General features: G+C 43.0%; 12 protein-coding genes. 5 read left to right on the plus strand and 7 right to left on the minus strand.

Going from position 1 to position 12,111, the window contains the following annotated elements:
* Positions 1 to 370: 370 nt before the first annotated feature.
* Positions 371 to 826, plus strand: a complete 456-nt coding sequence (nrdR, locus tag ACYVRH_RS15425) for a transcriptional regulator NrdR (protein WP_461257728.1) — start codon at positions 371 to 373, stop codon at positions 824 to 826.
* 223 nt (positions 827 to 1,049) lie between these two features.
* Positions 1,050 to 2,183: a glycosyltransferase family 4 protein gene (locus ACYVRH_RS15430; RefSeq protein WP_461257729.1), complete on the plus strand. Its 1,134-nt coding sequence runs from the start codon at positions 1,050 to 1,052 to the stop codon at positions 2,181 to 2,183.
* Here the strand turns inward: ACYVRH_RS15430 and ACYVRH_RS15435 are convergent.
* From ACYVRH_RS15435 to rsxC, 6 genes are read right to left on the minus strand one after another with little or no spacing between them, the layout of a single operon-like run.
* A complete protein-coding gene (locus tag ACYVRH_RS15435; RefSeq protein ID WP_461257730.1) occupies positions 2,162 to 2,968 on the minus strand; it encodes an RnfABCDGE type electron transport complex subunit B in 807 nt (268 codons plus the stop codon). The genes ACYVRH_RS15430 and ACYVRH_RS15435 overlap by 22 nt on opposite strands.
* Positions 2,969 to 2,980: 12 nt before the next feature.
* Positions 2,981 to 3,577: an electron transport complex protein RnfA gene (locus ACYVRH_RS15440; protein WP_461257731.1), complete on the minus strand. Its 597-nt coding sequence runs from the start codon at positions 3,575 to 3,577 to the stop codon at positions 2,981 to 2,983.
* Positions 3,577 to 4,248: an electron transport complex subunit RsxE gene (gene rsxE, locus ACYVRH_RS15445; RefSeq protein WP_461257732.1), complete on the minus strand. Its 672-nt coding sequence runs from the start codon at positions 4,246 to 4,248 to the stop codon at positions 3,577 to 3,579. The genes ACYVRH_RS15440 and rsxE overlap by 1 nt, the downstream gene beginning before the upstream one ends.
* Positions 4,245 to 4,790, minus strand: coding sequence for an FMN-binding protein (locus tag ACYVRH_RS15450; protein ID WP_461257733.1), 546 nt, complete (start codon positions 4,788 to 4,790; stop codon positions 4,245 to 4,247). The genes rsxE and ACYVRH_RS15450 overlap by 4 nt, the downstream gene beginning before the upstream one ends.
* Complete coding sequence (locus tag ACYVRH_RS15455; RefSeq protein ID WP_461257734.1) at positions 4,787 to 5,728, minus strand: RnfABCDGE type electron transport complex subunit D; 942 nt, start codon at positions 5,726 to 5,728, stop codon at positions 4,787 to 4,789. The genes ACYVRH_RS15450 and ACYVRH_RS15455 overlap by 4 nt, the downstream gene beginning before the upstream one ends.
* Positions 5,728 to 7,101, minus strand: a complete 1,374-nt coding sequence (gene rsxC, locus ACYVRH_RS15460; RefSeq protein ID WP_461257735.1) for an electron transport complex subunit RsxC — start codon at positions 7,099 to 7,101, stop codon at positions 5,728 to 5,730. Before rsxC ends, ACYVRH_RS15455 begins: the two co-directional genes overlap by 1 nt.
* 117 nt (positions 7,102 to 7,218) lie before the next feature.
* Between rsxC and ACYVRH_RS15465 the strand changes: the two genes are divergently transcribed.
* From ACYVRH_RS15465 to ACYVRH_RS15475, 3 genes are all read left to right on the plus strand, one after another.
* Positions 7,219 to 8,472: an RNA ligase gene (locus tag ACYVRH_RS15465; protein ID WP_461257736.1), complete on the plus strand. Its 1,254-nt coding sequence runs from the start codon at positions 7,219 to 7,221 to the stop codon at positions 8,470 to 8,472.
* The gene (locus ACYVRH_RS15470; protein ID WP_461257737.1) at positions 8,462 to 8,875 is read left to right on the plus strand and encodes a hypothetical protein; all 414 of its coding nucleotides are present in this window, start codon (positions 8,462 to 8,464) and stop codon (positions 8,873 to 8,875) included. Before ACYVRH_RS15465 ends, ACYVRH_RS15470 begins: the two co-directional genes overlap by 11 nt.
* 443 nt (positions 8,876 to 9,318) lie before the next feature.
* Complete coding sequence (locus ACYVRH_RS15475) at positions 9,319 to 9,573, plus strand: DUF2442 domain-containing protein (RefSeq protein ID WP_461257738.1); 255 nt, start codon at positions 9,319 to 9,321, stop codon at positions 9,571 to 9,573.
* A gap of 1,053 nt (positions 9,574 to 10,626) precedes the next feature.
* Here ACYVRH_RS15475 and ACYVRH_RS15480 read toward each other — a convergent pair.
* The gene (locus tag ACYVRH_RS15480; protein WP_461257739.1) at positions 10,627 to 10,827 is read right to left on the minus strand and encodes a hypothetical protein; all 201 of its coding nucleotides are present in this window, start codon (positions 10,825 to 10,827) and stop codon (positions 10,627 to 10,629) included.
* Positions 10,828 to 12,111: the final 1,284 nt, after the last annotated feature.

Here is a 12,111-nt window from a genome sequence, read left to right on the forward strand (position 1 = left end):
CGGAGAAGACAAAACCGGCGGCGGTAAACCGCGTTGAAAAGGAAGTTATCAAAAAAACTGGCGTTGCCAGAAAAAGAAATGAAAAAGCGGGCTAAGGATCATTTTGGGGGTTGACTTTTTATAGAAGAACACAAAGGTACAAAGATCACAAAGGGGGAAAGGGGGTTTTTGTCCGAAGGCTATACGTGAGTTTCACGATAAGATAACGGACAAAAACCCCTAATTCCTCTTTGTGTTCTTCTCTTCCTTCGTGTTCTTTGTGAGAAATATTTTCGAATAAAGTACACAAAATATAGTGTACCACCTATTGACAAGTACGCTATATATATGGTACTATATATAGCGTAAAGCTTTAAGCAGGAGACACTATATGCGTTGCCCCCATTGCGGGACTGTTGAGGACAGGGTAATTGAATCACGGACTTTGGCGAATGGGGATGCCGTGCGCAGGCGCAGGGAGTGTATCAACTGCAATTACCGTTTTACAAGTTACGAAAAAATAGATGAAAGACAGTTCATGGTAATCAAGAAGGATTTAAGGAGAGAGCCTTTTGATAGGGAAAAATTGGAGCGGGGAGTGGTACGGGCGTTGCAAAAAAGACCGTTTTCTCAGATGCAAATTGAGAATCTTGTGAATGAAATTGAGGATGAGACGGCAATTATAAGCAAGGGAAGCCGTGAAATTTCAAGTTCGGTCATCGGAGAATTGGTTTTAAAGAAGCTTGGAGCGTTGGACAAGGTGGCATATATCCGTTTTGCCTCGGTTTATAAGTCTTTTAATGATTTAGAGGAGTTTATTGAAGAAATAAAGCAAGTTGGCGAATAACCTTGAGGTTTTGTTGCCGGTTTTTGGGGGGAACCTGCCTTATAATGGAACTTTTATTATAAGTAACAGGAAAAACCGGCAGCACCCTTCGTTTTGAAGGGGTTTTTCTTAAGACCGCATAAGAGCATAAAGCTTTTATGCGGTCTTTTTTTAACTGACACATTTTAAGAATTATGATATGATAAGATAGCGTTTATTTGCATAACGCCCCCGGAGGAACTGAATGAAAATAGGGCTGGATACTTTTGCCTGTGACGGCGGCAAGTCCGGAGTGGGTATGTATTTAACCCAATTTTTAAAACGCATAAAACCGTCAGAAGCTCTTTTTGAGCTTTTTGGCTGGGAATATGACAGGTATACGTATAGTGAAGTAGCGCCGAATTTTGAATTTATTCCGCAATGCTCGATTCACGGAAGAACGGCGAATTCATTATGGCATGTTTACAGATACCCGAAATTTGCCTTGAACCGTAAATTTGACGCCTGTTTTTTTGCCGCCGCCCACCGCCATCTTCCGTATAAATCGCCGTGTCCGACAATAGGCGCCGTTCACGATATGGCGGCTTATTACGGCAGCCGCAAAACAAGGGTTCATCTTGGCGTGTTTTTAAGAATGATATTTCCAAATTCTTTGCGCAGATTGGACAGAATTATCGCCGTAAGCGAATTTGTAAAAAAAGAATTGGTTGAATTGGCGCATGTAAAAGAAAACAGAATAGAAGTAGTTCCAAACGGAATTGATCACGAATCGTTTTATCCCCGTCAGAGAAACGAGGAGAGCGTTCTTTTAATTCAACCGTTCAGTTTTAAGCGGCCTTATGTGCTTTGCGTGTCGCGCATTGATCATCCTATTAAAAACCATATCCGCCTGATAAACGCTTTTAACATTTTTAAGGAAAAAACAAAATTTCCGCACAGGCTTGTATTGGCGGGCGTCGACAGCAACAACGCCGCTCTTGTAAAAGAAGCCGCCGCTTCTTCTCCGTGGAGAAGCGATATTTTCTTTACCGGGCATTTTCCGCCAAAAAGCCTGCCTGAACTTTACGCCGGCGCTGATTTCGCCGTTTATCCGTCCATGTACGAAGGTTTTGGCATGGGCGTGGTGGAAGCGATGGCCTGCGGAGTGCCGGTATTATGCGCCCGCGCAGCGTCTCTGCCTGAAACCGCCGAACACGCCGCGCTTTATTTTGATCCTTTAAGCGTGGAAGACATGGCGGACAGAATGGTTACTGTAAGCACCGACCGCAATATTTACAACGAATGCAGACGGCTTGGCCTTGAAAGGGCGCAAGCCTTTTCATGGGAGAAGTGCGTAGGAAGAACATTGCAGATAATTTACGAAACTGCCGGCAAATGATTTTTAATTATATTTTTTGAGACGCAAACTTCCGCGCAATGGCCGCACCCCGTGCATTTTGAATAATCAATCTTCGCGTGATTATCTATGATAACTAGGGCGTTATCCTTACATTCCCTTACGCATTTGCCGCAGGCGATACAGCCTGTTTTACATTTTCTTCTGGTTACGGCGCCTTTTTCAATGTTATTGCACGCGAGAATCACGGGTATATTTGAGTTTTCTATCCAGATTAATTTATTGGGGCAAGTTTTCACGCAAAGGCCGCAACCCGTGCAAAGGCTTGGAATTACGCGGGCAAGCCTGTCTTCTACGCAAATCGCGTTGCTTGGACACGCGAATTTACAGTCGCCGTAACCAAGGCATCCGAATGTGCAAGCGGTATGTCCGCCAAAAAACTGTTTAGCCGCGACGCAGGTTTGCACTCCTTTGTATTCCATCTTTTTAATTCTAAATGGAGCGGAACCTATACAATGAATAACGGCGCTCTTTCTTTCTATATTGCCCGCTTCAACTCCGAGAATCGCGCTTATTTTAGTTAAAACTCCCGTTCCGCCCGGCGTGCAAAGATTGATAGCGGCTTTTCCGTCAGAGAGAGCCTGCGCGTAACCTGAACAGCCTGGATAACCGCACGCGCCGCAGTTTGCGCCGGGTAAAATTTCCTGAAGCTGAATAACGCGCTCGTCAACTTTTACATACATGAGTTTTGACGCGACGGCGAGAATAATGCCGCAAATTCCGCCGATAGCTGTTACTGAAATTATCGCAATTAAAATCATATTCATATACAAACCCTGTTACTTAAATAAATTTTCTATTACGCCATTAAATCCAAAAAACGAAAAAGATAATATCGCCGCGGATATAAGCGTAAGCGGAAGCCCTTTAAAAGATTCGGGAGGATCGGCGTTTTCCGTATATTCCCGAATACCGGAGAAAATTACCATGCCAAGGAAGAACCCAAGCCCCGTGCCAAGAGCGTTTACAAGGGACTCAGTATATGTGTACCCCTTGTTGATATTTAAAATTGTCACTCCCAATACGGCGCAGTTTGTCGTGATGAGGGGAAGGTAAACTCCAAGCGCCTTGTGCAGGGACGGCACGAATTTTTTTAGAGTGATTTCCACAAGCTGTACAAGGGAGGCGATAACGAGTATAAAGACGATAGTTTGCAGGTAGCTAAGATCGTTTTTGTCAAGAAGATGTTTTTGTATCGGCCATGTGACGGCGGTCGCGAGGAGCATGACGAATATTACCGCGACGCTCATGCCTATGGCGTTTTTCAGTTCTTTTGAAACGCCAAGAAACGGGCAAATCCCTAAAAATTGGCGCAGAACATAGTTGTTTACAAGAACCGCGCTCATCAGTATTGTAACAAAAATTCTAAAATCCATTATTTACTCCCTGTAAGCAGTTTGCCGCAAGCCGCCGCAGAAGGGCAGTTATCACAGCTAAAATCGCCTTTTTTAATAGCCTTACCATTTGAAATTTTATTGACAAAAGCTATTAAAAGCCCGAATACGACAAATCCGCCCGGCGCGATTGAAAAGGCTGCGATGTTGTTGTTGACAAGCACGGGCAGTTCAATGCCGTACCATGTTCCGTTTCCGAATATTTCGCGTATCGATGCCATTGCGAATAACGCCAGGGTAAAGCCCGCTCCCATGCCTATCGCGTCGAGGGTTGAATCTAAGACGCTGTTTTTATTCGCGAACATTTCAGCCCTTCCCAAGACTATGCAGTTGACTGTGATAAGAGGAAGAAAAATCCCTAACGCCTCATACAGGTTATAAGCGTAAGCCTCGACAACCATTTTTACAATCGTTGTAAATCCGGCGATAAAAACAATGTAGCAGGGGATGCGCACTTTATCGGGAATCGCTTTTCTTAAAACGGAAACGGCGACATTTGAGCCGAGAAGGACAAAAGTGGTCGCAAGCCCCATTCCAATGGCGTTTTCCGCCAGCGTAGAAACCGCGAGCGTGGGGCATATACCGAGTATAAGCACCAACACGGGATTTTCTTTTATTATTCCGTTTAACAGGACAGAGACTCTTTTATTCATAATTTTTCCCTCATTATAATATCAAACGCCGTGAACGCGTCGCGTATGCCTCTTTTGTAGGCGGTAGACGAAATGGTCGCGCCCGAGATGGCGATAATGCCGTTTAGATTTTTATCCTTGCCGATATACTGGCTTTCATGCTGATCTTCAAAAACGGGAGTCGCTATTCCTTTTGTTTCTGTCTGATAATTAAGCGCGGAAGTTTTTATTATTATTCCCTGAGGATCGATTCCGCAAATAAGTTTTATATCGCCGCCGTAACCTTGGGAAGTTATCATAAAAATATAACCTATATTATTTGTAGTTTTGTAAATTTCCGTAATTGTTGACGGTATGCCGTTTTTGCCGCGCAAATTGTCAATGTTTAACAGTTCAAATCCGCTTGCCTGCGGGATTACTTCCTTCCTCGCAGCAGCCGCGCGCTCATCCGCTGCTTTTTGAATAACTGGGCTTGTTTTGCCGTTTACAATTGACAAAGCGCCCGATACAAAGAGGCAAATAAGCGCGAGAATTATTATTGGTTGAATTAAGTTTTTGTTCATGACTTTAAACCTCCAAGCGCTTTTTTGTAAGTGATTTTGTTAATAAACGGAACAAGCGTGTTCATGATAAGTATTGAGTAAGACACTCCCTCGGGATAACTTCCGAAAAGACGGATTAATACGGTTAGTATGCCGCAACCCGCGCCAAAAATGGCGCGTCCTAAATTTGTCTGCGGGGTAGTGACATAATCCGTAGCCATGAATATCGCGCCTATAAATAAGCCGCCTGAAAAAATATGATGCACGGGATTCACTCCGGCTAACGCCGTCAGCGCGAATACAACGGCGATGAATGATAATGGCGCGTGCCATGTAATAACTCTGCGGAATAAAAGATATAAACCGCCAAGCAAGAGGGCAGCTTCGCTTACCTCTCCAAAAGAGCCGCCGTGGAATCCCAAAAAGAGATCCAGCGTGTTTAAGCCGTCGGCCTGGCCTTTAAAAAGAAGCGCGAGAGGGGTGGGGCCGGTAATAAGATCAGTTGAAGTTTTCCACACGAATGGCTCTATCCATGTCGTCATCGTTACCGGAAACGCTAGGAACATTACGACGCGCGCGGTTATTGCCGGGTTTGCGAAATTTTTTCCAAGTCCGCCGTAAAGCTGTTTGACAAGAACAATCGCGATAAAACTTCCAAAAATTGCCTGCCAAACGGGAATTGTTACGGGCAAATTGTAAGCAAGTAATGTTCCTGTTACTACGGCCGATAAATCGTTTATCGTATTTTTTCTTTTTAAAAGTTTTTCAAAAGCCCATTCAAAAAAAACGCAGGACAGTACGCAGACTGCGGTTATAAGGGCGGCGCGGGGGCCAAATATCCACACCGCTAAAACAAACGCGGGAAGAAGCGCGATAATAACGTCGAGCATTATGCGGTTTGTCGTCGCTTTATAACGTATATGAGGCGCGGGTGAAACAATCAAATTGACAGGTTCCATTATTTTGCCTCCTTTTTCGCTTTTTCATAATTGTACAGCATATCTTTCGCGAGAATCATTACCTGCACAAGCGGCCTTTTTGCGGGGCACGTATAAGCGCAACAGGCGCATTCGGCGCACATATTAACTTTGAATTTTTTAAGCAGTTCGGGTTTTTTAAGCTCGTAGGCGTTCTCAATATTAGGAGGCATAAGGCTCATGGGACACCTTGACAGGCATCGTCCGCATTTAATGCATGGCGTAGGTTCTGGAGGCAACGCGGTTTTTGCCGTGTAAGCTAAAACAGCGTTTGTAATTTTTACAATTGGAATATCAATACTGGGAATCGCAAGCCCCATCATCGGGCCACCCAAGGTTATTTTTTTTACATTGTCATTGAGTTGTCCGCCTGAAAGCAGTTTATGTTTTTCATCGGAAAGTTGTTTATCGCAAAAATCAAGTAAATCGCGGACAGGGGAGCCGATTGGGGCGATAATGTTGCAGGGCTTTTTTACCGCCGGCCCGTCAACGGTTACGCACCTTGAAACAAGGGGGATTCCCGTTTTTATGTACTTTGTAAATACCGCGACAGTCGTACAGTTTACTACGATGCACCCTACGTCGGGAAGCCGTCCGCCTTCTGGAACAATTCTTCCGGTTACATTGTAAACCAGCACTTTTCTTTCACCTTGAGGGTATAAAGTGGGCAGTACCTGAACTGATATTCCCTCCTTGCCTTCGCAAAGTGCTTTGCTTTCGCAAAGTGCTCTAATTTTTTCTATCGGCTTAGGTTTATTTTTTTCGATGCATACAATTATGTTTTTAGGTTTAAGGTATTCTTTCATAAGCAGAACGCCTTCCCAGAGCATATCGGTATCGTCTACCATTGTTCTTGTATCGGAAGTGATGTAAGGTTCGCACTCCGCGCCGTTAACCAGTATATAATCAAGCTTAACGCTTTCTTTTAACGTAAACTTCGGCGCGGTAGGATAGCCCGCTCCTCCAAGACCGACTACGCCGCTGTTTCTAACGGCCTCCAGAAACTCGGCAAGGTTGGTAACTTTAGGCGGCGCGATACCTTCCCAAAGTTCCTGCTTTCCGTCCGAAGCAATTGTGATTGATACGGCTTTCTCGCCGGTAATAACGTCAAGGCTGTCGATGCTTTTTACAGTTCCTGAGACGCTGGCATGAACGGGCGATGAAACAAAGCCGACGGCTTCGCCGATAACCTGCCCTACTTTTACATAATCTCCCACGGCGACAACTGGTTTTGCCGGCGCTCCCGAGTGCATGGACATTGGCAGCTTAACTTCCGAAGGTACGGGTAGAGCTTGCGGCGCGATGTTTGCCGTGATTTTATGGTGGGGCGTCCATACGCCGCCCAGCTTTTTCATAGTGTCTCCTTAAATATTATAGGCATAATAGCATATTTTAAAATTTTGTTAAAGAGGGGAAACCGGCATTGTTGACGGAATCAAAATAAAATAGCTATTCTAATAGAGGAAGAAAAAATGGGACAATATGACAGTTGGGATTATTTAACCAACTTTATAAAAAAGAATATTTCAAATTTTCAGGATGAATTGGCAAAACCGCCCTATGCGATAAAAACCAAACAGCATCCGGTTTGTCCTAACCTTTATATGTTCAAATACAGCCAGTTCGAGTCTGATTTTACCAATCCGATTGTCCGCTGTTGCCGAGGCTCTGTCTACGATATTCGTGAAGACGGGGCAGTCCGCCCCCTGCTTATGCCGTTTTTTAAATTTGCGAATTATGGAGAAGCGGGAGCCGACCCTATCGACTGGATAAACGGTTTGTATGTGCGCGAAAAACTTGACGGTTCCCTTATCAAGCTGATAAAAGTTACTGAGTGCGAGGGGTTTCCCAATGAGCGCGATTTGTGGACCACTAACGGCAGTTTTGAAATTGACACGGAAGTGCCTGAGTTTTATCCGGTTGAAAACGATGAAAACTTGCCGCCGCCGCATACTTTTGCCTCTTTACGCGATTACGCCCTGCGCGGTCATGAGGACGAAATAAAGCGTCTGCCGCAGTTGTGGACTTTTATGTTTGAGCTGACATCCCCCTACAATAAAATAATTGTTCCCTACCATGAAACAAAACTGACTCTTCTAGGTTGCCGCGATCCGCAGGGTACGGAACATACTCCAGAATGGGCGGTAAAAAATTTTACCCTTACTTTTGACACTCCAAAAATTTATCAGTTAAAAAACATTGATGATGTCGTTTCGCACTGTAAAGCCATTGACACTAACGACCGCGAAGGCGTTGTGGTACAGGATGGGAATTTTAACAGAATAAAAATAAAATCCGAACATTACCGCAGTCTTTCTTCTCTAAAAGGGGAAGATCATTTTTCCGATGAAAAACTGTTTACGGCGATCAAAGAAGAATGGATTGACGACGCGCTTGCAGCGTGGCCTGAAATTAAAAAGCGTGCCGATGAAATTATAGCGGAATGGGTAGATTTCAGGCATAAAGTAAACGCGCTTTGCAAGAGAGCGGAGATTTTTTACCAAACCTGTAAAAATGATTTTCCCGGCGACCCAAAAGGGGCGAAAAAGCGTTATGCGCTAATTGTCATGGGAAAATACAAACCGTTTTCCAGTTTTCTTTTTGAAACGGTCAAGGAAAACGGCGATATTGAGCATGATTTTAACAAGATCGAGTACAAAGAATTAAGAAGCTACTGGATGCCGGCAATGGAGAGCGTAGGGCAGGGGAGCGATTTTGAAGGGTAAAGCCTGCGGTTCCAATAAATATATTTACATCTACACCGACGGCGGTCTTGAAAAATGGGCTTATGTGGTTGTTAAAGATAATAAAATAATTTTTGAAGAGTCCGGCTTTTTCGGGATTTCCGCTTCCACCAGCAACGACGACACCGAATCCGAAGGAATTTTCCGCGCCGTCAAATACGCTAAAGATAATCCGGGTAACTATATTCTTGTTACCGACTCTCAGGCGATTATGGCGAAGGTAAACGGAAATATGGCAAACGTTACGCGAAACCCGAATATCAACGGGATTCGCGCGATACTGAAAGAATTTAAAGAATCGCAGGCTCCTGTCAGTTTTTCCATTAAATGGGAGAAGAGGCTTTCGAATGAATTTATGAAAAGGGCGGATTTTCTTTGTTCTTGATAATTATAGGAGTTTTTTATCACTAACTAACACGAACATTACGAACTTATTCTATACGATATATGCCCAAGGAATTTATTCAGTACAGGGCTAAAAAAGCCTACGGCTTTTTTAGCTTAGAAGTTTTGCCAAAGAGAAAAACACAGGTTTTTTTTGTTTTTTTACTTTGGAAAGACTATATGCTTTTATATAATGTCTTGTGTTTGGCAAAACTTCAGACGTTTTTTCTCTGAATTTTCTTTGTTTTATTTCAAAGTATCTCCGGCGGGGAACCCCGAAAGATGTTTTTACAGCGTGCGCAACCTGCCCTGACTGTACTCAAGAATTTTATTGGGCATACATCTTCTAGCGGTAATTAGCATTTTAACTCCACTTGATAATAATAATTATAATAGTTATTATAGAAATATGCCGGAATTGAACCGTTGGTGTAAGGAGAATATATGATTTGGATTGTAAAGTCTGAACTAAAAGAAGATTACAAAGTACTTATCGAATTTAATGATGGTACAGTCGGCGTGATAGATTTTTACGATAAATTAAAAAACGACCATCGTCAGATTATTAGGGAACTATTGGATTTAGACAAATTTAGAGTAGTTAAAACCAAGTTAGATACGATATGTTGGGATAATGGAGTTGACTTTGCCCCTGAATACTTGTACGAACAAATAAAAATACATCAAAAAGTCGCTTAAGATAAATATCAATATAAATTACAGATATTGAACAATCTAGCCTATTCTTCTTCGACAAACTTCCCAAAAAACTTCTCCCCCTCTCCTATACACGATGTATGCCCAAGGAATTTATTCAGTACAGTAGTGCTATCTGGCGTAGCCGGATTGCCTTGTACTCAAGGATTTTATTGGGCATACATCTTGTAACGCTAATAAGCACATCACAGTCTGGAGTTTTGCCAAACACAAAAAACATAAAAAAGCATAGAGCCTTATCAAAGGCAAAAAATCACAGTAAATACTGTAGTTCTCTCTTTGGCAAAACTCCCAAGCTAAAAGGCGTAGCCTTTTAGCAGCTTGCAACATTTAACCGCATTATGCTAAAATAGCGAGCAAAACAAGCGAAAAAAGATAAGAAGCCAAATAAATTACGGTTGTTATTGTTTAACATTGGCAAATTGATTTTAGACGCTACAAAGCTGTGTTTTGGCAGTCTCGTATTGGGAGCGGCAATAAGGGGTGAATTTCCCGCCGAAATATTGCTGTTCATGGGTTCAATAATTTCAATAGGCGGTGCAATTGTTGGAATTGTCATCGTAACCCTTTTTGAGGAGAAGTAATATGGAATTTGCAGCGTATATCTCTATAATCGTTGGAGGTGTCTCAATCCTTGTAGGAATCCCTATCATTATTTACGGAATATACGACAACAAAAGACGTGAACGGCAGGAACAAGAAGAATCCCCCCCTTCGGCAGTGCCACAGTAAGCGTCTCCATTGCCTATTTTCCTCCAATTTTCCCTGGAGTTTTGCCAAACACAAGAAACAATAAAAAAGCATAGACTATTATCAAAAGCAAAAAACGCAATAAATACTGTAGTTCTCTCTTTGGCAAAACTCCTTAGCTAAAAAGCGTAGCCTTTTAGCCGCTATTCGGCGTAGCCGGATTGCCCTGTACTCAAGGATTTATTGGGTATACATCTTCTAGCGCTAATAAGCATTTTAATAATCGCACGGCAAAAGCGGTATTAAACACCGTGTGTCGACAGCCCAAATTTCTCCATAAAAAAATCAAGCAGTTGCCTTGCTTATGTGTTCAACATTCACGGAATTATCATTGGCGTAAACAGGGGAAGATTTATTTTTTGATTTAGGGTTTGAAAGGCACATTTCGTCATATTCACGCATTCTGGCTTCTGTTATTGCGCCAAGTTTATACATCTCTAACGCTTCCTGATGCATTTCTTTAAGAATTTCGCTTTCGTATTTCATTTTTCTTCCTCCTATAAAATTTCTATCGGACTGAAAGTCCGCAAACATCTTGTTCTTTATTAATTGATTTATCTGTTCATCGGTAAATGACAAATTATCTGATGAAAACACTTGTTTTTGAAGATTCTCACTTTTATATAATAACGGTAAAGTAGATGTATTTCAAGGGTTAAAACGCAATGCTCTAACGCACGCTCCCCCTCTCCTATACACGATGTATGCCCAAGCATTTATTCAGTACAGGCGGGCAGGCTGCGCACGCTGTAAAAACTTCGTAAGAGCCCGCTTCGCACTGGCGGCCACCTAAAGGCGGCCTTGCTTTTATTGGGGACTGCGGCATTTATTGGTGCTCTCAGCGTGCGGCATTATTGATCTACACGGCTACGCCGTGCGTTTATTTGGCTGTGAGCCTTTCGGCGACTAAACAGCGGTGGGTAGAAAGCTTTATCTAGGGTACGTCGCCGAACTCTTATTCTCTGAATTTTCTTTGTTTTATTCCAAAGTCTCTCCGGCGGGGAACGCCCGAAAGATGTTTTTACATCGCACGCAGGGCTAAAAAAGCCTACGGCTTTTTTAGCTTAGGAGTTTTGCCAAACACAAAAAACAATGGAAAAGCATATAGCCTTATCAAAGTAAAAAATGCAATAAATACAGTAGTTTTCCCTTTGGCAAAACTCCCAAGCAATCCGGCGTAGCCGGATTGCCCTGTACTCAAGGATTTTATTTGGCATACATCTTGTACCGCTAAATAAGCACATCACAGTAAATACTGTAGTTCTCTCTTTGGCAAAACTCCTTAGCTAAAAAGCGTAGCCTTTTGCCGCTATTCGGCGTAGCCGTGATAGCCATTCGCACCTTAAAAAAACGGCATTTCCCCTCAAATTCCCCTTGACAAATCCCCTCAAAAACCGCAAAATACTCTTAGAGAGACAAAAAGTGGCTATTAATACACAATTACCGACAAAAACTGCCATAATTGGCAAAAAACTGTTGCTTAGTACCATACTACAGAACCGCTTCGGGCTTTCGGAAGTGAAGGGTTTTGATGGCGATTAATTACTTATCTAAAAAGTGTAGCATACCTCCCTCTGACCGCGGCGCGAACGACGAGCTAAAGCTCGTCTCATTTTTTTCATCTGGGGTAAGCTGTTCGGCGCCGGGGCGTTTGGATTTGGTTCATCCACACGCCTTGTCGGCGTGCATTAATTGCCCCCCCTTGTCTCTCTAAGAGTATTTTGCGGTTTTTGAGGGGATTTGTCAAGGGGAATTTGAGGGGAAATGCCG

This window comes from Treponema sp. R80B11-R83G3, from assembly GCF_054786115.1.